The organism is Tepidibacter aestuarii (assembly GCF_934924865.1).
Taxonomy (GTDB): Bacteria; Bacillota; Clostridia; order Peptostreptococcales; family Peptostreptococcaceae; genus Tepidibacter_A; species Tepidibacter_A aestuarii.
On sequence record NZ_OW235315.1, the window covers coordinates 1,403,623 to 1,421,328 of the forward strand.

Below are 17,706 nucleotides of genomic sequence, written 5' to 3' on the forward strand. Positions count from 1 at the left end.
TTTATTGTAAAATACTGATTAATTTATAGTGAAATGATTGTAAAAATAGAAAAAATATAGTTAATTTATTACAAATAAAATATAGATCAAATGGGATAGGCTTAGAGATGAGTCTATTTTTTTATGAAATCCATATCTGATATTGTAGTATTATGCGAAGTTGTTTGCATAATACACATTTGAATAATTTTTTATTAAGTTGTAAAGTATAGTTATTATTTGTGTGAAAATGGCTATTTATTTTAACATTTAAGATAGAAAGGAAACTATTATGGATATTAAGGATAAACAAAGGCTTGAAAAATTAAAAAAACAAAATAAGTTTAAAATTGCTAAGAAACAGCTTATTAAAATGTTGCATACTAGAAATCATATAGATATTTCTAATAAAGTTTTTATAAACTATAACTTATCAGAATCAATTCATAAAAAGGTATATGAAAGGATTAGGGAAAAAGACATAAAAATTGAGAAATTTTGCTATGAATATAATAATGCCAATGAAAAATTAGAGTGGATTTTTAATAAATTTAAACTCTATGAAAATAATAATATTCTATTTTATCCTTCAACATTTGGAATTTATTTTCGTAGCTGTAATCATTTATATTTAGATTTTCCTATTGCTATAAGTTCAACAATTAAAGAATGTAAAGATATTATATATATACTTATACATGATATATTTGATGATTTGATTGTTGCAGAAGAAAATTTAAGTTACGGATTTATTATAAGTGAAGATGAATACCAATATGTAAGTATTGAGTATTGGGGAATATAAAAATAAGAACTATTTACACCAACTATTTCAGTTCTAATTGGATACTAAATCAATGATTTCATGATCAATCTATTTATTTAAGCTATAGTTTATTTAGACAGTGTAGACATGTATAAATCTTATTTATTTAGAATTGTTTTTATTGTTTTAAAACATTTATTTTATAAAATCTAGATTCTAGATAAACAGAATAATCAATTGTATCCATAATATACAAAGTCCAACCTCCTCCTGAATTATATCAGGAGGGGTTATTTTTACATGCGCTCAAAAATACTAATAGTAGGAAAGTTATGTAAACATAAACACCTCTTGTCATCAAGCTCCCAAGTAATTTTCTGCTTAGCCATAAACTTAAACTTCTGCATCATAAATTCTTCAGTAACATAGAAATAATCTACCAGTTCATCAAATGTAACAGCAACAGTACTTTCAATCACCTCTATAAGCTTATCAGTAGGAACTAAAAAATCAGTAGCCCATTTCAAAGCTAGCAATTCCATTTTATCAAGCTCAAGGCGTTTGCTATAGCACATATATTTTCTAGGGGTAATATCTCCTATAGTAGTTTTATAATGTCCGATTTCCTCAGCTAGTACAATTCTATATAATCTTTCATCATTCTTAATACTTTTATTTATTAAAATTACATAATAATCTTCATTACAATAATAATAACTCAATATAGATTCATGAAGAGGAACGAATGACTTTATTATTTCACATTTAGTAAGAATAGTTTCTAATTTTTCTGTTGAGATCATAGAATCCTCCTTTAAAAATACAGAACATTTGTTCTTTGTCATGTTATGGCATATATTGGAAATTTTAAAAAGTACAATAGAAAATATTTAAATAAGAACAAATTAATATTGAAAAATAGATATATTTTTATAGTGGATGCTATTGAATCTGTTTAAAAATAAAGTTGTTTAATAAAAACTAGACATTTAATATAAAAATAACTATTCCTTAACATTAAATTACTTTTAGTACTTTTTATTAAAATATATATTATGGTTAGAAATACTATTTACGATAATTAGTTTTTCTATTATTTATACAGTTTTATAATTTTAATAAAAAGAAGGGGGTTTTCAATGAACAAGATAATATTAGATGTGAAAAGTCAAATTACACAGAGACATATTTGTTTTATATTATGTTTATTATTTCCGATAGGAATAATATTTGTTCCTGGGAACTATGAAGTAAGAGTACGATCTTCAACTGATGTGATAAAAGAAAATATTATTAGAAATCAACAAAATAATGAAGTAAAAATAGGGAATGTCCTTTTAGATAGCAATAAAATAAATAATGAATAAAAATAAAGTACCAATAAAATTATAGTGATTGGTACTTTTCTTTTTTAGTTATTTCAATCAAAAAATATAACAACTACTAATAGAAATAGATATATTAAAATAGAAAAAGATTAAGAATCTCTTAAAACAGATAAGGATTCTTAATCTTTTTTCTTTAATGTTCCATTTGGATTATATTTTAATTTGATTAATTCGATATATTCTTCTACTTGTCTAATAGGCTCCTCTGATAATCCACCTACATCAAGATTATGGTATGCTTAAGTCTCTATTTTAGATTTATCTTTTTGCTGGTTGTTCATTTTTTAAATATCAGTTCTACATAATAAATAATCAGTGCTAACATCGAAAAAATCAGCAATTTTATTTAAGGTATTATTATCAGGCTCTCTTTTATCGATTTCATACATAGATAAAGAACCTCTAGATATTCCTAGTCTTTTAGCTAGTTCTGTTTGGGTAAATCCTAGAACTTTTCTTAATTCTACTAATCTATTCCCAAGAGACATAAATATCCCTCCTTTAAGTGTAGTTATATTAAAAATATACCACAAAAAGTGGCATGAAAAAAATAAATGCAACTATAAGTTGCTAAAAACACAAAAAATATTGATAGCAACGAAATGTGGCATTGTAATTAAATTAAGAAATGCAACGAAATGATGCAAATATAGAGGGGGTGTTAAATATTCTATGATAAACAAATTATACGATTTAAGAAAAGAAACCGGATTGACACAATTAGAAATAGCTAACATTCTAAGTATATCAAGGTCTTACTATGGAATGATTGAGACTGGAAGTAGAAATACAACCTTAGATTTAGCAATAAAAATAGCAAAAGTGTTTAATAAGAAAGTAGAAGAAATTTTTTTGGGAATAAATGCAACGAAAAAGGGCAAAGGTGTTCGGGAAATAAAGATTCATGAAGAGGGTGAGAACAATAGAAACTTTAGCACCAATAAGAAACAACATGCAAAAGTATAGAATCTACAAAGGATTAAATCAAAATCAACTAGCAAAAGAGTTAGGAGTAACAAGAGCTTACATATCAAAACTTGAAAGACAACATTTTATTCCTGGAACTAAGCTGATGAAAAAAATATGTGAATTCTTTGAAGTTAGCTTAGGAGATATGTTCTACCTAGAGTAATAGGACAAAATTTAGAATTCATAAGATTTACAAAGGTGGGTGGAGATATGAGCAGGATAAAAACAGTAACAGTTGTACAGCCAGCTAAAGAAAACCTGGAGGAATTTGAAAGAAGAAAAGCACGAGCATTTATAAGAATATTAAGAAGTAAATATCCTGATGAAGTTTTAGACCAAGTATTTGAAAAACTTGAACAAGAGCTTAAACAAAATAATTAGTCGGTTTAATCTGACTAAACTCTTAGTCAATTGTAGTACAAGCTCTGAAAGGGGACGATCATATGACAATTAAGAAAGGACAGAAGGAGGGGATATTAAAGAAGATATGTATTTACATTTAAGGGCAGAGATTTAACTTCTAAATTAGAAGAAGCAATCTTAAAAGGAAGGATGCTAAAAGTATTAAACATTTATTATTAACTTAATTGTAACAAAATGACTTGGAATAAAGTTATAGAGGAATATGGACATTACAAATATTCTAGTCAGCAGATATTTGAAAATTAAATAGAAAGGGTGTGTGAAATGTGCTATAGGATTCTAATGAAAAGAGAAAGAAAAAGAAAGCACTTAAGCCAAGAGCAACTATCAATTTTATTGAATGTGTCTCAGTCAGATATATCAGAATGGGAGTCAGGTAAAAGGCAAATTCCAATAGATATAAAAAAGAAGATACCTGACATATTGGATAGCAGTAGGTTAAGACTTGAAATTGTAAATGAGGTAGATAAAGATTTAATTGTTACACCATATTATTCAGGAATTAAAAGCGACCTAATAAGACTTATAGCAAAGAACATAGAAGAGGAAGAAGAATCAATTAAAGCACAAAAGGAACTATTTAATATAGTATTGGAGAACATGACAGGCAAACAATATACCAAGGAGCAAATTACAAAGATAAGTGATTTGATGGAACAAATAGCAGATCCAGTTGGATGGAAAAGAATGCTCTTAGTAGGAGTTGAAGAAGAAATAGGAATTCCTATTAAAAGTATAAATAAACGAATTCCGAGAAAGGTAATTTCTAAGTCGTATGCTCAAATAGGGGGAAGACATTAAGATGATTAAAAATATAGAGTTTCTGATTAATCACGAGAAATACTCGCATCTAGCAGATCAATCACAAACTATAAAATCTATAAAAGTGTTATTTAAAATATCTAAAGAAAAAGGAAACTTTGATAATTTTGAAGAGGTCTTAAATACTATAGATTCAGTAGTAGATGAAAAGTTAGCAGAAATAAAAAGAGACCTTTAAGCGGCAACTTAAAAGTCTTAAAAAATGTTGAACATTGAATTAAAAACGCATTTGAATTATAACACGAAAAAAATGTCTCAAACAATAATTTTTATAAAAAAAATTACAAAGTTTATAAAAAAATTAAAAAGGAGATATGAAGATGATATATATAGCACTAGAAGTACTGTAAGAAATAAATGAGTGTAAACATGAGATAAAAGAACTTGATAAAGCTATAAGCCAAGTTACAAAACTAGAGTTAAAGAATTACTTATCGGGTACAAGAGATTGGTTTGTAAATAGATTAAATGAACTTGAAAGTAAAATGCTTGCAGCATAGGAGGAAGTTATGACTCTTAATGAATTAAAGATAGAGCTTGAAGAAGCAAGAATGAGTGTTGATGATATAAAACATTATAGAGTCTTACATCTTAACTTACAAGCTATAAGGGAGCTAGAGAACAGATTAGAAAAAGAACAGGTTAATAACATAGAGGTTTCCGCTTAGAAAAATTTATATAAATAAAATAACGGAGGGTTAGATATATCAAACAAAACTGTACCTACAGAATTTAAGAATGATAAGAATGGCATGATCCCCAAAACATCAAGATGAAAACTATACATGAATTTTTAGATGTTATGGCAGCTACTAGAGCATACAACAGATGTGTTAAAAAAATTACTGCAGACGGATTTATGGATGCAAATATGATAGATGAAGAGTTACCCTTTCCAATCGATAACGGAGGAGAGTATAAGGATCAATGATTGGGTAATCAAGAAGAACCAACGAAAGAGAGAGTTAGAGGAGGAGATAAAGAATTCTCCAAAACTCAGACACATAGAACAGACGATGAAGCAGTGGGACCAGATGTTCAAGAAACTGGAGAAAGCGAAATGATCTGTAGTGAATGTAGTAAAAAGATAAAGGAAGTTGTATCGACTTATTCAGAGGGTAGATTCGGAAAAAAATTATGTATGAATTGTCAGAAAAAATATAAATAAGGAGCTGAGTTAGATGGAAGAACAAATAGTTCAAGTATATAAAGAGTGGCATAAAAGTAGATGTTTAAGATATCCAAATTCAGTTCAGATTGATAACTTTAAACAATACTACATTCCGAGGATAAAAGCTTTGATTAATAAAAAAGGGTATGCCCCTAAAAGAGCCATAGAGAGAACTTTTAATTAAAATAGAGTAAATATATTAGAAATAAAATAAAAATCCTACCAAGACTGAGTAGAGTTGATACAAATAGAAGGTACTAACCTTATAGAAATTAAAACTCCCACCAACATAGGGTTGAATTGGTGGGAGTAGAAGAAAAAAATATTTAGTTGTAATAGAGGGAGTATTAGCTCCCCAAAAATTAAGGTTTTAAGAAATTATCTTATTTAAATTATAGACTAAATTTATGAATTTTATACAAAATAAGGTGAAATGCTAGAAGCTATTTTATTAAATCAAATGATTTACTGGAGTGAAAAAGTACAAGATTTTGATAAATTCATAAACGAAGAAAATGAAAGAGTTCAAAAATATAATGAAAAAAGTGAATCAATACAAGAATTAAACAATGGGTGGATCTATAAAAAAGCTTCAGAACTAAAAGAAGAATTAATGGATATAGCTTCAGAAAAAACAATAAGTCGTAAATTAGATAGCTTAGTTGAAAAAGGCTATACATTACAAATTTATAAAAGTAGACATTAATTTTTATTATGAAGCTTTAAACGTTAGCAAAGGACAAAATGACGATAGCAATACTCCTAGTGACAATTCACAAAGCCAAAATGACGATTTAAAAAGTCATGATGACGGCTCGCAACGACACAGTGACGGAGAAATAGCAAAGGTTAAATTAAGCTCTGGAGACATATACCTATTAGAAATAACAGTATCTAGCTGTTATGACTTAACAGACAAAAGAGGAAGAAAATCAAACAAGAAAAAGCTAAGATTCATATGCGAAACTGAGAATCTATATGTATTTGAGCATTTATCAGGACTAAGAGAATGCTTTAGTAAATACACACCAAAAGAAGAATTGAAAATTAAATTAGCTTAATTAAAAGCATAAAAAATATAAAAAACAAATTGGAGGAGGTTGAAAATGAAAGCAACAGGAGTAGTTAGAACAGTAGATCAATTAGGAAGATTAGTTTTACCAATAGAATTGAGAAGAAATTTAAATATAGATGTTAAAGATTCACTTGAAATATATGTTGATGGAGACATGGTAGTTCTTAAAAAATATGAACCAAGCTGTATATTCTGTAGAGATGGTAGAGAGCTAAAACACTTTGAAGGAAAGAACGCATACAGCACATGTGTAGAAAAATTAAATAAATAAAAAGGTGGAACAAAAAATGAAAAATTCAATATACATATAAAGTGTATGTAATTGTGTTACGGTTGAACATCAATTAGATATAGGATTAGTTGAAAAAATACAGGGGGATAGACATCCTCCTGGTACTCAAGGAGGTATAGTATGGGAGTTTTACTGGATGCAGTTGAATTAATACAGAAAAAGATTGAGAAAGAAAATAATAGGCCATGGAAAGAAGTTATTGAAGAAGTTAAAGAAGAGTTGGAATCTAATCAGATATTTATAAAGAATGGTCTTAAATAAAATTTAAAAGGGATTTCATGTTTTTAATATAGATTATTCGAATGAATGCTAGGAAATAAGCTAAAAAGAGTTTGTATTTTGATAAACAGTAAATTAACATATGGAAGATGATTATTCAATGGAAGGAGCTGAAAAAAAGCATCAGGATATATTGAACAGGATTAAAGTAAGAATTAATTGCTGGTGAAAGTATCAAGCTTTTTTAAATATAAATAGAAACAGTATATTAAAAAATATGCTATTAAATATGAAAAAAAGGTAAGGAGGATATTCCAACCCTTACAATATATGACTTTTCCAAATAAGACCAATATTAACTCGAAGAGAGTTGTAATTGATGTAAATAAAAGAACAAGTATATTAGGGTTGAATTTTTTCTGATGAATTAAATAAATCATAAAACTCGAAAGAACAGCATATACACCAATATCAGCAGGTAAACGAGACATTGGACCGTGTTTTATGGGAGTAACTTTCCATAAATCAAGAAATACACCAAATTGATTAATTATGTGAGATAATACTGATCCGAATGGAGCTATTATTAAAACTATTTTTTTATCTTTTTTAAAGAGAAATAAACCAAATATCCAAAAGGGAATAAAAAATAAAAACCAATTTTTTAACATATGATCTACTCCTATACCATGAAATTTTATTATGAATATTAGTATTTCAAAAAATAAATATATTAATTCAAAATGCAAATTGATAAGCTTTAAAAATAAAATACATACAGCAAAATAAATATTTCTAAAAATATTTCCAATAGCTTTAAATGTTTCAACAAAATAATGTGAAATTATAAAGACTTTACTTAAAATATATGTAAAATGTCATAGTATGTAGAATGTAATTTTATATTTATAAAAACTAGAACTAATAAATATGGATTTAAAATTAATGAAGATTTGTGTGTTGATAAAATAAAACAAAATAATTTAAATTAATGAAGGAATTAAAGATGAATGAAAATTATAGATTATCAGATATATTTTTAGATATTGATAAAGAAGAAAAAGAAACTTGGAAGATAGACAATGATAATACTGCGGATTGGGCCCTAGATAAGATAAAAGAATCTAGAGAGGAATAGGAGAGATTTGAAAAGGTAGCCATGGCTAAGATAGAGCAAATTAAACTAGTATTAGATCAGGAACGAAAGAAAGCAGATAATGAAATAAGCTTCTTTGAAAGTAAGCTAAGAGAATATGTTGAGACTTTGAAAATGAAAGAAACTAAAACTTAAAAAACATACTCTCTACTTTCAGGAAAAATAGTAATTAAAAAAGATAAGTCAGATTTTAAGATTGATAAAGATGTAGTACTTGAAAATATTAAAACTATAGAGGGTTATGAAGAGTACATAAAAGTTAAAGAAGATCTAGCTTGGGGAGATTTGAAAAAGAATTTAGCAATAGAAGATGGACAGATAATTAATAAAGTTACTGGAGAAGTATTAGAAATTGAAGGGATAGAGGTAGAAATAAAGCCTGGAATATTTGAGATTAAGTTTTAATAGTATCTTAGAATATGTGAAAATGTAATAATGCTAAAAGTATTGGAATTTTAGCATTATTACAACTAACTATTCACTCTTAACAAGTTCTTTCATACAGTAAACCGGCGATTTTAATTCACGGTGGAAATTAATACATTGACAACATTTACCGTGTCTTTCGCACTCTGTATTTGGACAAGTACAATTTTCTTTATTACATTTACTCATACTAACACCTCCGGTTATCATAATAAAAACATTTTATCATAATACAAAGTTGTCGAATAGTAGGGTTTAATAACAAAAGAAAGATTGAAATATTTTAAATTTGAGGGAGGAGAAACTATGACGGATTCAAGTTACAAAAAGAATTACAAGATGGCCAACAAAGGAAGTATTTTTGAGTAGGAGATAATAAAATCAAATGAAGGATATAAAAATAGAGGACTAGCTTTAATACAAAAGATTAGTACACCATGGCAAGTAAAAAGACAGGGAAAGAAAATAGTATCTCCATTTCTGGTGGGAAAGTCCACTCTAAATTTTAGGGAAACAGTTAAACCAGGACTTTCAATAAGTTTTGATTGTAAGGAATCAGAAGATGAAAGAGGATTACCTCTTAAACATATAGAGCCACATCAAATTGAATATATAAGGAATGCCCTGAAAATGGGTGAGACAAGTTTTATACTTTTCTATATGAAGAAGTATAATAATAGATACTTAATACCAGGATCTATAGCAGATAAGTTAGTTGAAAAGTTTAAGGAGTTATAGAACATGTAAGACCTAAGAGCATACTTTTTATTGAAGATATGGAGTGGGAACCAGGAACTTCTAAACAGCCATGGATGGTTAAAATTAAAAAGGCTAATAAAGAGATTCAATATATGCTTGGATACGAATACGTTTTAGAGACCAGAAATTACTACATAGAAAGAATGAACACAAGTCAAATCGTAGGAATACTATATCATGAACTTAGACATATAGATAAAGAGGGGGATTTAATAAACCATGATATAGAGGATTGGGGTAACATGGTAGCTACTTTAGGCAAAGATTGGGCTACAACACAAGAATCTATACAAAATATACTAGATGATGATTTTATACAATGAGATGAACTTAGAAAAGCAGGCAGACAGATAAATATGTTTGAAACATTAAGATTGGCAAAATAAAAATTTCTCAGGAAATAATAGACATAATTTTAGAGGAGGAATCAAATAGATTTGAAAGAGCTAAGTAAAAAAGAAATGTTAAAGTATCAGATGGTATCGTTTATAGATTGCGTGCTGGATGCAGCAGATAATGAAAATAAGTTAGATTATATTAATATAGAGATAAATAATCATAATGGAAATCTTCAAATGGATTACACTTTAAGAAATAGGAAAAAAGCATAGTAGTCCTACTGTATAAGCAGCGGACACTCTTAAGTCTAATACAGGCTAGGAGTGTCCTTTTTTATTTCAGACATAGAAATAGGAAGGGGATATAGAATGATTAAGAAGGAAGTTTTTAAGAAAACAGAAGGTATGCTATATAGGTATTTTAAAGATAAAAGAGATATAAATATGATGCAGCATAAAATATTGGTACTTGAAAATAATAAGAATAAATTAGAATATATATTGAAAAGTACACATATATCATCTTTAGAATGTATGAATGGAGATATAAAAGGAATAAGTTATGAATCAGAAAGAGTACAAACAAGTGTAGGAAAAGAAAGTTATTTTGAAAAAGCTTTGATGAAAGAGATAGATAACTTAGAAAGAGAATGTGTAGATATAAATAAGAAGATTATAAAGTTAAGGATTAAAGCTACAAACAAGGAAGCTAGACTTTTTATAGATCTTAAATATGGAGAAGGAGCTAGTTTTTACACAATAGCAGATAAGTTAAATATCAGTAAGTCTACAGCAGAAAGAAGAAGGGGTGAAATAATAGAAGATATAGCTAAGTTTTATAATTTTTATGAGATAAAAATGGGACGAAGTTGGGATTTTGCAGTTTGATTTATATAATATAATACTAAATGAGACAGTTTCATACAGATATTGAAAAGGAAAAATACAATTCCCCCTATGAGAAACTCAATAAAAATTTATTTACAGTAGCATAATTTTTAAATAGTCTGATATTACTATATAGTAATATCAGACTATTTAAAAATTACGAAAAATGTAATAATATTGAATTAAATAAATAAATTTTAAATTCAGGGAGGAATCAAGATGAAAAAAGTCAAAAAAACATTATCTTTAGTTCTAGTATTGACATTAATAGTTGTAACACCTATGCTCTCTTTTGCAAAAGGAAATAGAGGTTCAGGATCGTCAAAGAGCAAAGGAAAAACTCAAAGCAGTCAGTCAAATGATTCAAAAAGTTCAAATAGCAAGAAAAGTAATGATTCAAAAGTAAAGGAAAATAGTATTTCAGAAAATAAACAAATAGAAAGTAACAAATCTACAACAGATACAGAAGAAAATAAGGAAGATACTACAAAACCAGAAACTAAAAAAATTGATAATAAAAAAAGAAATGAAATAAAAAGAGAAATACAAAAACTTAAAAAAGAAGCAAAGAAAGCTTATTCTCGAGAGGAACTTCAGAAAATACAAGAAACAGTAAAAGAAATTAGTAGCAAATATCCTGGAATTAAAACATTACCTGTGGATAATGTAATATCTAAAAAAATGAATATGAAATTTGATACACCACCTGTTATTAAAGAAGGTAGAACATTAATTCCTGTAAGAGCTATATCAGAAGGATTCGGAGCAGATGTAAGTTGGAATCAAGAAGAGAAAAAAGTTACGATAATAAAAGAGGGAAAAGAAATAGTTCTTCAATTAGGAAGTGATATAGCTTATATAGATGGAATTGAAACTAAGCTTGATGTTCCTGCTGAAACAATGAATAATAGAACTATTGTACCATTAAGATTTATTGCTGAGAACTTAGGTTTAAAAGTAGATTGGGATGAGGATACTGAAACAATTGAAATTGAAGAAGGAAATGAAGATACAGATGATGAAACAACTACAGATGAAACAACTACAGATGAAACAACTACAGATGAAACAACTACTGATGGAACAACTACAGATGAAACAGCTACTGATGGAACAACTACAGATGAAACAGCTACTGATGGAACAACTACAGATGGAACAACTACAGATGAAACAACTACAGATGAAACAACTACAGATGAAACAACTACAGATGGAACAACTACAGATGAAACAACTACAGATGGAACAACTACAGATGGAACAACTACTGATGGAACAACTACAGATGAAACAGTTACCAATAACTAGTGATAGTCTAAAAAGAGCCAACCAAGGCTCTTTTTTAATGCAAAGAAACAAAACAAACACAAAATACATAAAGCAACTAGCATGAGGTGGTGATATGGCAAGAGCAAGAAGCCCAAATAGAGATAAAGCGAAAGAAATATATCTTGATTCTAAAGGGTTAGTAAAGTTAAAAGACATAGCAGCAGAATTAGGAGTTAGAGATTCACAAATTAGAAAATGGATTAGATGATAAGAATGAGTAGAAACTTGAATGATTTGCATCCATATGTTAAGCACTTAGCTGAGAAGTTTATAGGAGGATGTAAGGGCCATGGGATAGAAGTATTAATATATTGTACATATAGAAGTATAGAAGAACAAAATAAGCTTTATGCTAAAGGGAGAACAGTTCCAGGAAATAAGATTACACAGCACAGTGGGGTAGAACAGACTTATATGAAAAGATGGGAGCAATAGGTAAATCTATAGGACTTGAATGGGGAGGTGATTTTAAAAGTATTAAAGATAGGCCGCATTTTTAATGGATGGGTGGATTTACAATGGATCAATTAAGAAACGGATGGTATCCAGCAGATCCAATAACTGTTATTGAGAATGAGTTTGTAGTTGCAGTAAATAAATTAGTAGAAAAAGGAGTAATTAATAGTCCTAATTATTGGTTAAACAATAAAATATATAAAGTAGAATATGTAAGGGAGCTTATAAAAAATAGTGCTAAAAAATTAAAGTGATTTATAGAGTGTGACTTTTGCTTTTTACAGTAAAACAAATCTTGTGTTTAAAAATAATGTTGGTAGACAATAATACACAGTGTAATTAAAGAATTTTATACGAAATAAAAAGTATAAATAGAAAGTGAGGAACAGTTTTATGACGAGACAAGAATTTATTAACAAGTCTGGTGGAGTTTTCAAAAATAATAAGTATTATAAAAACTGGGGTTCATCACAGAAAAAAGAGAATTTTTGGGATTTCTTTAATTTGAATAGTGACAAATATCCTTATATAAAATCTATTTATGGGGGTATAGAGGTTGATGAACTTTGGAGTAAAAAGGAACACAGTATAGAGCATATTTTTCCTAAAAAGCTAATAAAAGATTATTTTAAAAACAAAGAAATTAGTGATGAAATAATAAAGGGAGCAACAACAAATCCTCTGAATTTTGCTGCTGCTCATAGAAAAATAAATTCACTTAGGGGACATCTTCCTTTTGATATAGAAGAAGATGAAGTTAAAAGAACGGTTAAAATTTATTGTGAGTCAAACTATGATCCATGGGGAATAGATCATGAATCAGAATGGGTAATTCCAGAAATAAGTAGAGGAAACGTTGCTAGAGCAATGTTATATATGTGCTTAACATATGGAATAAAAGAATTATATCAAGAGCATATTAATGCATATAGAAACTGGTGCAAGATAGATCCTCCAAACCTTATAGAGCTAGAATATAATGAATGGGTTTATGAAAAACATGGAATAAGAAATCCTTTTATAACATCTGATGTTGATGAAATGTTGGATTTATTGAATGATAAAGAATTGTTAGGGTCTATAATGGTAGAAAATTTATAAAAATATATAGACACTAATTATGAATTTTCTATTAATCTAGAGGATGTCTCCTTTTGAGATATCCTCTTTTTAATATAACAAAATAAAAATTCTTTAAAACTTTAAGCACGCATTGTGCTACTTTTTTCATATACCTTTGAATGTAAGTGAATTTGCATTTACTTCTCTGATCATAAAAAAGTTAGTTTAGAGAAAGAAGTCCATTTCCTTCAAATTTTTTATTGTGACCTAAAGAAACTGTATGTTTTATAAGTTGACCATAAATTTCTGCTTCTGATAATTCTCTAGCGAATTCGGCTTTACATGAATTATTTAATAAAGCAATAGCGCCAGCTACATGTGGAGCTGCCATTGATGTTCCTGTAAGTCTTGTAACTGTGTTATTTGGATAAGTTGATAAAATACCAACACCTGGTGCTACGAGGTCAACTTCATTATTGGAATTTGCAAAATTAGTAAAATTTCCTTCGAAATTGACTGCACCTACTTGAATAACCTCATTGTATGAACCTGGATACTCGTATTCATTTGTGTGATAGTTTCCATCTCCGCTATTTCCTGCTGCACAAACAACAGAAATATTATTATCAACAGCTTCTTTAATAACTTTATACAACTTATGATTATCTTCGGTTCCACCAAGAGACATATTTATTACTTTTACTTTTTCTCCATTTGGACCTTGCCAATCAATTGCATATTTAATAGAATTTATAATCCATTCATATGTTCCACTGCCATCTCCTGATAATGCTTTTAAAATTAATAATTTTGCTTCTGGTGCTACTCCTACTACAAAGTTATTGTTCATACTAGCAGCAATAGTCCCCGCGACATGTGTACCATGTCCTTCATTATCATCATAATTTTCTAAATCATTGCCATGATCGGTTGTGAAATTTCTTCCATCAATAATTCTATCTTTTAAGTCAGGATGATCTCTATCGCATCCTGTATCTATTATAGCAATAACAACATCCTTTCCTCTATTAGCTTTATCCCATATTTCAGGAGCATGAATCATTTCAACGCCTTGTGGCATTGTTTCTATATTTTCCTTTGTTACATCTTCTAATTTATAAGGAATTAATTTAACTTCACTCATATTTGTTCCTCCTTAAAATATTTAATAGTTAATTTTAAATTAGTCTAATATTTTTATCAATTATATATTTGTCTAAATGTGATATCTGTAGTTTTAAGTGGAATGGTTTTAATGTGTACTATCTTAATATCGTCAGCATATGCTAGTGTAGAAGAGTGTACTATAAATACATCCTGTTTTTAATTGAATACTTTTATAGTCTTTAATAGCAGATCGTATGTCCTTCTTTTCTTCAGTGGATAGATAATTAGAATTATATTTCAGATGATTTTCTAGCCTATCAATTGAAAAATCTAGAGAGTTTATAATTATTTGAAGTTGATCATTAGTATACATAAATAACCTTCATGATTTTATTTATATTTTGATTATTGCCATGGATGGTTAAAATATTTCAATTTATAGGCTTTTAATTAAGAAATTTCTCTTATTTATAGTATATGTAAGACTACTTCATTTATATGAATTTTTTATATACGTATATAAAAAATTCATATATTGCAATCAAAATGACTATGTTGTGAAAACTATTAACTATTAAAAGGGCTTTGATTTTAATGATTGAATATTCACTTAACACGCATTTTATAAAAACCGTAAAATAAACTAAGGTATTTTTTAATATTTAATGTATCATTTATATATTTTCCGCATATTATAATTTATAGAAACATTTTTATTAAAATTAACTTGTTGAAGCAAGCTAAAATTTTTATAGCCTAACATCTTCTTAATAATGTGAGAGTCTTCAGGTTTATAAAAGTTACATAAGAGAGGTGATGTAATGGACATACAAGCTTTAAAAATTATAGCAATATCTTTTACGGTATGCTTTGTTATGCTAGTCCTTGCATTGACCACAGGTTATTTAAAAGTTAAAATCAAATATAAAAATCTAGATTTTGAAATCGACAGAAAAAAAGAAGAGAATATCTCGTCCAACCGTAATCGTTCAATCGACAAATAAAATTTAACTTTTGGCCTAAAGTCTCTCGCCATAATTATAAAATCAATATATATTATATTTCAATACAAAATTTTTTTTGTATTTTTTAGGAGGAAAAATAAAATGATACATCTATTACCATACTTTTTACTGTATACTGGATTAGGAGTATCTTGGTTTTGTATATTATGTGTTTTGTTTAATGCTAATTTAAAGTTTAAATGTAGAGATTTAGAAATAGAGTTAGAAGGAAAACTTTCTAAATAGATATTTTTTAATCAAAGGGGTTGGTATCGATTCGGTGCCAATCTCTTTTTTTTGTTTGTATATTTTTATAGTTTTGGAGTTCCTTAAACATTTTTTCTTATCAATAGATAGGTATTCTGAGTATTTTCCTAGATAAATGTATAATTCTCTAATCGAGTATTCTAGTGATTTAAATATTACTTGAGGTTGATCATTGGTATACATAAAAAACTTCCATGGCTTCATTTCATATTTTGATTATAGACAACAATACAAAAGAATATAATAAAAATTTATATGTTTAAAGAACTAATGTTTTGGTATAATCAAAAACAGAGGTGAGTATATATGGGAATAAGAATTGATAAAATAGATAAAGAGTTCGAAGAAAATATTACAGAGAAAGATTTGAAAGTTATGCTTATTGCTGAAAGGTTTTTAAGAGAAAATGGATTTGCTCTTATGAAGGAATTTGAAGATGTAGTAACTAAAATAGCTTGTATTAATAATGGATAAAATAAAAAAAGGACATATATAAATAAAAATACACTACTTATAATGTAAGCAGTGTATTTTTGGATGTTGGTATTTTGGTGTTGATATAAAGATTTTTTGCACATAAAATATTTATATCTAAAAGTTATAATTAGATAGAAAAACTCAAAAACCTTTAAGAGGTTTTGAAATTTTACAAAGAGTTAACAAAAGAGTATATATTTATAGTGGTTATATACCTATCTTGGATATTTCATTGAAAAAATCAATAAGCTTATAATAATAATCATTACTTACACTATAAGTTTCATTTTCCCAACTTACATAAGTGATTTTTCCAATTCCTAATGATTTAGCAGCCTTGCTTATGGAAATGTTTTCTTTTTTTCTCCATAGCTTAAGTTTCATAGAATAGTTACTTATTAAAAATTTAGAATATCCATTTGAGCTATTACAAAAAACGGATGGTTGCTTTGAGAGACTAGATAAGCTTAGTATCTGGGGTAAAAGCTATTTGAGCTTTGATACAATACACTTTAATGGGAATGCATCATAAACGATTTTATTTTCTCATGCTTTAAAGTTTCCAGAACTTAAAGATGATGTTATATCTACAGCCAAAGAAATTGTGTCATATTCTAGACGCTACAAAGATACTTGTAATATGTGGGTAGATGATTTGTGTGTGTTTGGTATTGAAGCATTATATTTACTGGCACTTAACTTTCCTGAAGATGCTTACTTAATCGGTGCTTATTTGATTCCATATTGGGATAGTTAGCATGCAGATTATGCACTTATTTATACTCATGAAATTACAAGTTGATTTGGATTTGATAATAATATGTTGAAGATGTTTTTCTATTGTGACAATGTCGAAGTTAGATCAATTATGCGTGGTGGAGAATTTTATGGTGAACAAATAGAGCTAGACCTTGCTGAGTATTTTGAACAAAGCCCTAATAGGTATGAGCGTTTTAAAGAGATTATGACTGATAGATTTAAAGAACAACAATTTATACAGTATTCAGAGAGTGAATATACTTCGGCACCAATTCATTCTTTTTATGAGTTTATAATGCCTTCATCCGATAGCATTGTTGAAGAATATGATGTGTGGGAAGATTCAAGTGCTGCTCTAAAAGAAGTATTTATGAATAGTACTTTTGATAATGAGGCTACATTACTCCATCAAAAGATTGAAGAAATAATAGGGAAACCAATTACAGGTATATAAAATAAGAGTTAGAAACTATAAACAGGAATTAGTACATAGACGAATAAGTAATATAATAGAGCTGGGGATTGATTTTAAAGAAAAAGAGGTTTTAGCAAAAAGTGAAGTAGTAAGATT

General features: G+C 27.9%; 38 protein-coding genes and 1 pseudogene. 33 read left to right on the forward strand and 6 right to left on the reverse strand.

The annotated features are described in order from the left end of the window. Positions 1-271 precede the first annotated feature (271 nt). On the forward strand, positions 272-784 hold the full coding sequence (locus M2214_RS06815) for a hypothetical protein (RefSeq protein ID WP_248484074.1): 513 nt from the start codon (positions 272-274) through the stop codon (positions 782-784). A 257-nt stretch (positions 785-1,041) separates the two neighbouring features. Here the strand turns inward: M2214_RS06815 and M2214_RS06820 are convergent, their stop codons facing one another. After that, positions 1,042-1,548: an ImmA/IrrE family metallo-endopeptidase gene (locus tag M2214_RS06820; protein WP_248484076.1), complete on the reverse strand. Its 507-nt coding sequence runs from the start codon at positions 1,546-1,548 to the stop codon at positions 1,042-1,044. Between the two features lie 336 nt (positions 1,549-1,884). On the opposite strand from M2214_RS06820, the gene M2214_RS06825 reads away from it, so the two are divergent. Next, positions 1,885-2,112, forward strand: coding sequence for a hypothetical protein (locus tag M2214_RS06825; protein ID WP_248484078.1), 228 nt, complete (start codon positions 1,885-1,887; stop codon positions 2,110-2,112). A 305-nt stretch (positions 2,113-2,417) separates the two neighbouring features. Here M2214_RS06825 and M2214_RS06830 read toward each other — a convergent pair whose 3' ends face one another. Beyond that, positions 2,418-2,621, reverse strand: coding sequence for a helix-turn-helix domain-containing protein (locus M2214_RS06830; protein ID WP_248484080.1), 204 nt, complete (start codon positions 2,619-2,621; stop codon positions 2,418-2,420). A gap of 184 nt (positions 2,622-2,805) precedes the next feature. Here M2214_RS06830 and M2214_RS06835 point away from each other — a divergent pair, with 184 nt between their 5' ends. From M2214_RS06835 to M2214_RS06895, 13 genes are all read left to right on the forward strand, one after another. Next, entirely contained in the window at positions 2,806-3,099 is a 294-nt protein-coding gene (locus tag M2214_RS06835) for a helix-turn-helix transcriptional regulator (protein ID WP_248484082.1), read from the forward strand. Beyond that, positions 3,086-3,265 (forward strand): helix-turn-helix transcriptional regulator, encoded by a 180-nt coding sequence (locus tag M2214_RS06840; protein ID WP_248484084.1) that lies wholly within the window; start codon positions 3,086-3,088, stop codon positions 3,263-3,265. Before M2214_RS06835 ends, M2214_RS06840 begins: the two co-directional genes overlap by 14 nt. Positions 3,266-3,312: 47 nt before the next feature. Next, the gene (locus M2214_RS06845) at positions 3,313-3,483 is read left to right on the forward strand and encodes a hypothetical protein (RefSeq protein WP_248484086.1); all 171 of its coding nucleotides are present in this window, start codon (positions 3,313-3,315) and stop codon (positions 3,481-3,483) included. Between the two features lie 324 nt (positions 3,484-3,807). Then, the gene (locus tag M2214_RS06850; RefSeq protein WP_248484088.1) at positions 3,808-4,326 is read left to right on the forward strand and encodes a helix-turn-helix domain-containing protein; all 519 of its coding nucleotides are present in this window, start codon (positions 3,808-3,810) and stop codon (positions 4,324-4,326) included. 1 nt (position 4,327) lies between these two features. Beyond that, complete coding sequence (locus tag M2214_RS06855) at positions 4,328-4,525, forward strand: hypothetical protein (protein ID WP_248484090.1); 198 nt, start codon at positions 4,328-4,330, stop codon at positions 4,523-4,525. A gap of 331 nt (positions 4,526-4,856) precedes the next feature. Further along, positions 4,857-5,015, forward strand: a complete 159-nt coding sequence (locus tag M2214_RS06860; RefSeq protein WP_248484092.1) for a hypothetical protein — start codon at positions 4,857-4,859, stop codon at positions 5,013-5,015. A gap of 104 nt (positions 5,016-5,119) precedes the next feature. Beyond that, positions 5,120-5,278: a hypothetical protein gene (locus M2214_RS06865; RefSeq protein WP_248484094.1), complete on the forward strand. Its 159-nt coding sequence runs from the start codon at positions 5,120-5,122 to the stop codon at positions 5,276-5,278. Then, positions 5,279-5,515, forward strand: a complete 237-nt coding sequence (locus M2214_RS06870) for a hypothetical protein (protein ID WP_248484096.1) — start codon at positions 5,279-5,281, stop codon at positions 5,513-5,515. 13 nt (positions 5,516-5,528) lie between these two features. Continuing rightward, positions 5,529-5,702, forward strand: coding sequence for a hypothetical protein (locus tag M2214_RS06875; RefSeq protein WP_248484098.1), 174 nt, complete (start codon positions 5,529-5,531; stop codon positions 5,700-5,702). Positions 5,703-5,951: 249 nt separating this feature from the next. Then, positions 5,952-6,224, forward strand: a complete 273-nt coding sequence (locus M2214_RS06880; protein ID WP_248484100.1) for a hypothetical protein — start codon at positions 5,952-5,954, stop codon at positions 6,222-6,224. After that, positions 6,181-6,579: a hypothetical protein gene (locus tag M2214_RS06885; RefSeq protein WP_248484102.1), complete on the forward strand. Its 399-nt coding sequence runs from the start codon at positions 6,181-6,183 to the stop codon at positions 6,577-6,579. The genes M2214_RS06880 and M2214_RS06885 overlap by 44 nt, the downstream gene beginning before the upstream one ends. Before the next feature lie 45 nt (positions 6,580-6,624). After that, positions 6,625-6,864 carry an AbrB/MazE/SpoVT family DNA-binding domain-containing protein gene (locus M2214_RS06890; protein WP_248484104.1) on the forward strand — a complete coding sequence of 80 codons (240 nt, stop codon included), beginning with the start codon at positions 6,625-6,627 and terminating at the stop codon, positions 6,862-6,864. Positions 6,865-7,005: 141 nt separating this feature from the next. Further along, on the forward strand, positions 7,006-7,146 hold the full coding sequence (locus M2214_RS06895; RefSeq protein WP_248484106.1) for a hypothetical protein: 141 nt from the start codon (positions 7,006-7,008) through the stop codon (positions 7,144-7,146). 173 nt (positions 7,147-7,319) lie between these two features. Here the strand turns inward: M2214_RS06895 and M2214_RS06900 are convergent, their stop codons facing one another. Beyond that, positions 7,320-7,775 (reverse strand): CBO0543 family protein, encoded by a 456-nt coding sequence (locus M2214_RS06900; protein ID WP_248484108.1) that lies wholly within the window; start codon positions 7,773-7,775, stop codon positions 7,320-7,322. 320 nt (positions 7,776-8,095) lie between these two features. On the opposite strand from M2214_RS06900, the gene M2214_RS06905 reads away from it, so the two are divergent. The 3 genes and pseudogenes from M2214_RS06905 to M2214_RS18255 all read left to right on the forward strand — a co-directional run. Further along, complete coding sequence (locus M2214_RS06905) at positions 8,096-8,242, forward strand: hypothetical protein (RefSeq protein WP_248484110.1); 147 nt, start codon at positions 8,096-8,098, stop codon at positions 8,240-8,242. Positions 8,243-8,263: 21 nt separating this feature from the next. After that, on the forward strand, positions 8,264-8,395 hold the full coding sequence (locus M2214_RS18250) for a hypothetical protein (RefSeq protein ID WP_256466710.1): 132 nt from the start codon (positions 8,264-8,266) through the stop codon (positions 8,393-8,395). Positions 8,396-8,407: 12 nt separating this feature from the next. Then, positions 8,408-8,665, forward strand: a pseudogene (locus M2214_RS18255) (hypothetical protein); the annotation flags it as partial. A 69-nt stretch (positions 8,666-8,734) separates the two neighbouring features. Here M2214_RS18255 and M2214_RS06915 read toward each other — a convergent pair. Further along, a complete protein-coding gene (locus M2214_RS06915) occupies positions 8,735-8,875 on the reverse strand; it encodes a hypothetical protein (RefSeq protein ID WP_248484112.1) in 141 nt (46 codons plus the stop codon). A gap of 186 nt (positions 8,876-9,061) precedes the next feature. Between M2214_RS06915 and M2214_RS06920 the strand changes: the two genes are divergently transcribed. The 10 genes from M2214_RS06920 (at position 9,062) to M2214_RS06960 (ending at position 13,560) form a co-directional block, all read left to right on the forward strand. Then, the gene (locus M2214_RS06920; protein WP_256466723.1) at positions 9,062-9,424 is read left to right on the forward strand and encodes a Holliday junction resolvase RecU; all 363 of its coding nucleotides are present in this window, start codon (positions 9,062-9,064) and stop codon (positions 9,422-9,424) included. Further along, complete coding sequence (locus M2214_RS06925) at positions 9,421-9,768, forward strand: putative metallopeptidase (RefSeq protein ID WP_256466724.1); 348 nt, start codon at positions 9,421-9,423, stop codon at positions 9,766-9,768. The genes M2214_RS06920 and M2214_RS06925 overlap by 4 nt, the downstream gene beginning before the upstream one ends. A 114-nt stretch (positions 9,769-9,882) precedes the next feature. Beyond that, a complete protein-coding gene (locus tag M2214_RS06930; protein WP_248484116.1) occupies positions 9,883-10,056 on the forward strand; it encodes a hypothetical protein in 174 nt (57 codons plus the stop codon). Between the two features lie 96 nt (positions 10,057-10,152). Next, entirely contained in the window at positions 10,153-10,671 is a 519-nt protein-coding gene (locus tag M2214_RS06935) for a hypothetical protein (protein ID WP_248484118.1), read from the forward strand. Positions 10,672-10,890: 219 nt separating this feature from the next. After that, entirely contained in the window at positions 10,891-11,982 is a 1,092-nt protein-coding gene (locus tag M2214_RS06940) for a copper amine oxidase N-terminal domain-containing protein (RefSeq protein WP_248484120.1), read from the forward strand. A 94-nt stretch (positions 11,983-12,076) separates the two neighbouring features. After that, positions 12,077-12,211 carry a phage terminase small subunit-related protein gene (locus tag M2214_RS06945; RefSeq protein ID WP_330651568.1) on the forward strand — a complete coding sequence of 45 codons (135 nt, stop codon included), beginning with the start codon at positions 12,077-12,079 and terminating at the stop codon, positions 12,209-12,211. A 5-nt stretch (positions 12,212-12,216) separates the two neighbouring features. Continuing rightward, positions 12,217-12,438, forward strand: coding sequence for a M15 family metallopeptidase domain-containing protein (locus M2214_RS06950; protein ID WP_248484122.1), 222 nt, complete (start codon positions 12,217-12,219; stop codon positions 12,436-12,438). Beyond that, on the forward strand, positions 12,426-12,503 hold the full coding sequence (locus M2214_RS18395; protein ID WP_408648322.1) for a M15 family metallopeptidase: 78 nt from the start codon (positions 12,426-12,428) through the stop codon (positions 12,501-12,503). Before M2214_RS06950 ends, M2214_RS18395 begins: the two co-directional genes overlap by 13 nt. Positions 12,504-12,521: 18 nt before the next feature. Further along, a complete protein-coding gene (locus tag M2214_RS06955) occupies positions 12,522-12,713 on the forward strand; it encodes a hypothetical protein (protein WP_248484124.1) in 192 nt (63 codons plus the stop codon). A gap of 139 nt (positions 12,714-12,852) precedes the next feature. Next, the gene (locus M2214_RS06960; protein ID WP_248484126.1) at positions 12,853-13,560 is read left to right on the forward strand and encodes an endonuclease; all 708 of its coding nucleotides are present in this window, start codon (positions 12,853-12,855) and stop codon (positions 13,558-13,560) included. A 181-nt stretch (positions 13,561-13,741) separates the two neighbouring features. On the opposite strand, the gene M2214_RS06965 is transcribed toward M2214_RS06960, so the two are convergent. After that, the gene (locus M2214_RS06965) at positions 13,742-14,665 is read right to left on the reverse strand and encodes a S8 family peptidase (protein ID WP_248484128.1); all 924 of its coding nucleotides are present in this window, start codon (positions 14,663-14,665) and stop codon (positions 13,742-13,744) included. Between the two features lie 784 nt (positions 14,666-15,449). Here M2214_RS06965 and M2214_RS06970 point away from each other — a divergent pair. From M2214_RS06970 to M2214_RS06980, 3 genes are all read left to right on the forward strand, one after another. Further along, positions 15,450-15,632, forward strand: a complete 183-nt coding sequence (locus M2214_RS06970) for a hypothetical protein (protein ID WP_248484130.1) — start codon at positions 15,450-15,452, stop codon at positions 15,630-15,632. 102 nt (positions 15,633-15,734) lie between these two features. Then, positions 15,735-15,878, forward strand: coding sequence for a hypothetical protein (locus tag M2214_RS06975; protein WP_248484132.1), 144 nt, complete (start codon positions 15,735-15,737; stop codon positions 15,876-15,878). A 327-nt stretch (positions 15,879-16,205) separates the two neighbouring features. Beyond that, complete coding sequence (locus tag M2214_RS06980) at positions 16,206-16,373, forward strand: hypothetical protein (protein ID WP_248484134.1); 168 nt, start codon at positions 16,206-16,208, stop codon at positions 16,371-16,373. 210 nt (positions 16,374-16,583) lie between these two features. Here M2214_RS06980 and M2214_RS06985 read toward each other — a convergent pair whose 3' ends face one another. Continuing rightward, a complete protein-coding gene (locus M2214_RS06985) occupies positions 16,584-16,760 on the reverse strand; it encodes a helix-turn-helix domain-containing protein (RefSeq protein WP_248484136.1) in 177 nt (58 codons plus the stop codon). Positions 16,761-16,980: 220 nt separating this feature from the next. Here M2214_RS06985 and M2214_RS06990 point away from each other — a divergent pair, with 220 nt between their 5' ends. Further along, positions 16,981-17,133, forward strand: coding sequence for a hypothetical protein (locus tag M2214_RS06990; protein ID WP_248484138.1), 153 nt, complete (start codon positions 16,981-16,983; stop codon positions 17,131-17,133). Positions 17,134-17,196: 63 nt separating this feature from the next. Further along, positions 17,197-17,589, forward strand: coding sequence for a hypothetical protein (locus M2214_RS06995; protein WP_248484140.1), 393 nt, complete (start codon positions 17,197-17,199; stop codon positions 17,587-17,589). The last annotated feature ends 117 nt before the right edge of the window (positions 17,590-17,706 follow it).

What these genes read in the sequence shown, in the direction of transcription:
- M2214_RS06945 (WP_330651568.1), top strand. Translation starts at nt 12,077, where the DNA reads ATGGCAAGAGCAAGAAGCCCAAATAGAGATAAAGCGAAAGAAATATAT.
- M2214_RS06985 (WP_248484136.1), bottom strand. Translation starts at nt 16,760, where the DNA reads ATGAAACTTAAGCTATGGAGAAAAAAAGAAAACATTTCCATAAGCAAG.
- M2214_RS06880 (WP_248484100.1), top strand. Translation starts at nt 5,952, where the DNA reads ATGCTAGAAGCTATTTTATTAAATCAAATGATTTACTGGAGTGAAAAA.
- M2214_RS06915 (WP_248484112.1), bottom strand. Translation starts at nt 8,875, where the DNA reads ATGAGTAAATGTAATAAAGAAAATTGTACTTGTCCAAATACAGAGTGC.
- M2214_RS06995 (WP_248484140.1), top strand. Translation starts at nt 17,197, where the DNA reads ATGTTGAAGATGTTTTTCTATTGTGACAATGTCGAAGTTAGATCAATT.
- M2214_RS06845 (WP_248484086.1), top strand. Translation starts at nt 3,313, where the DNA reads ATGAGCAGGATAAAAACAGTAACAGTTGTACAGCCAGCTAAAGAAAAC.
- M2214_RS06825 (WP_248484078.1), top strand. Translation starts at nt 1,885, where the DNA reads ATGAACAAGATAATATTAGATGTGAAAAGTCAAATTACACAGAGACAT.
- M2214_RS06960 (WP_248484126.1), top strand. Translation starts at nt 12,853, where the DNA reads ATGACGAGACAAGAATTTATTAACAAGTCTGGTGGAGTTTTCAAAAAT.
- M2214_RS06875 (WP_248484098.1), top strand. Translation starts at nt 5,529, where the DNA reads ATGGAAGAACAAATAGTTCAAGTATATAAAGAGTGGCATAAAAGTAGA.
- M2214_RS06840 (WP_248484084.1), top strand. Translation starts at nt 3,086, where the DNA reads ATGCAAAAGTATAGAATCTACAAAGGATTAAATCAAAATCAACTAGCA.
- M2214_RS06950 (WP_248484122.1), top strand. Translation starts at nt 12,217, where the DNA reads ATGAGTAGAAACTTGAATGATTTGCATCCATATGTTAAGCACTTAGCT.
- M2214_RS06975 (WP_248484132.1), top strand. Translation starts at nt 15,735, where the DNA reads ATGATACATCTATTACCATACTTTTTACTGTATACTGGATTAGGAGTA.
- M2214_RS06935 (WP_248484118.1), top strand. Translation starts at nt 10,153, where the DNA reads ATGATTAAGAAGGAAGTTTTTAAGAAAACAGAAGGTATGCTATATAGG.
- M2214_RS06955 (WP_248484124.1), top strand. Translation starts at nt 12,522, where the DNA reads ATGGATCAATTAAGAAACGGATGGTATCCAGCAGATCCAATAACTGTT.
- M2214_RS18250 (WP_256466710.1), top strand. Translation starts at nt 8,264, where the DNA reads ATGGCTAAGATAGAGCAAATTAAACTAGTATTAGATCAGGAACGAAAG.
- M2214_RS06865 (WP_248484094.1), top strand. Translation starts at nt 5,120, where the DNA reads ATGAAAACTATACATGAATTTTTAGATGTTATGGCAGCTACTAGAGCA.
- M2214_RS06860 (WP_248484092.1), top strand. Translation starts at nt 4,857, where the DNA reads ATGACTCTTAATGAATTAAAGATAGAGCTTGAAGAAGCAAGAATGAGT.
- M2214_RS06900 (WP_248484108.1), bottom strand. Translation starts at nt 7,775, where the DNA reads ATGTTAAAAAATTGGTTTTTATTTTTTATTCCCTTTTGGATATTTGGT.
- M2214_RS06940 (WP_248484120.1), top strand. Translation starts at nt 10,891, where the DNA reads ATGAAAAAAGTCAAAAAAACATTATCTTTAGTTCTAGTATTGACATTA.
- M2214_RS06980 (WP_248484134.1), top strand. Translation starts at nt 16,206, where the DNA reads ATGGGAATAAGAATTGATAAAATAGATAAAGAGTTCGAAGAAAATATT.
- M2214_RS06820 (WP_248484076.1), bottom strand. Translation starts at nt 1,548, where the DNA reads ATGATCTCAACAGAAAAATTAGAAACTATTCTTACTAAATGTGAAATA.
- M2214_RS06815 (WP_248484074.1), top strand. Translation starts at nt 272, where the DNA reads ATGGATATTAAGGATAAACAAAGGCTTGAAAAATTAAAAAAACAAAAT.
- M2214_RS06835 (WP_248484082.1), top strand. Translation starts at nt 2,806, where the DNA reads ATGATAAACAAATTATACGATTTAAGAAAAGAAACCGGATTGACACAA.
- M2214_RS06830 (WP_248484080.1), bottom strand. Translation starts at nt 2,621, where the DNA reads ATGTCTCTTGGGAATAGATTAGTAGAATTAAGAAAAGTTCTAGGATTT.
- M2214_RS18395 (WP_408648322.1), top strand. Translation starts at nt 12,426, where the DNA reads ATGGGAGCAATAGGTAAATCTATAGGACTTGAATGGGGAGGTGATTTT.
- M2214_RS06905 (WP_248484110.1), top strand. Translation starts at nt 8,096, where the DNA reads ATGAAGGAATTAAAGATGAATGAAAATTATAGATTATCAGATATATTT.
- M2214_RS06965 (WP_248484128.1), bottom strand. Translation starts at nt 14,665, where the DNA reads ATGAGTGAAGTTAAATTAATTCCTTATAAATTAGAAGATGTAACAAAG.
- M2214_RS06890 (WP_248484104.1), top strand. Translation starts at nt 6,625, where the DNA reads ATGAAAGCAACAGGAGTAGTTAGAACAGTAGATCAATTAGGAAGATTA.
- M2214_RS06895 (WP_248484106.1), top strand. Translation starts at nt 7,006, where the DNA reads ATGGGAGTTTTACTGGATGCAGTTGAATTAATACAGAAAAAGATTGAG.
- M2214_RS06970 (WP_248484130.1), top strand. Translation starts at nt 15,450, where the DNA reads ATGGACATACAAGCTTTAAAAATTATAGCAATATCTTTTACGGTATGC.
- M2214_RS06850 (WP_248484088.1), top strand. Translation starts at nt 3,808, where the DNA reads ATGAAAAGAGAAAGAAAAAGAAAGCACTTAAGCCAAGAGCAACTATCA.
- M2214_RS06855 (WP_248484090.1), top strand. Translation starts at nt 4,328, where the DNA reads ATGATTAAAAATATAGAGTTTCTGATTAATCACGAGAAATACTCGCAT.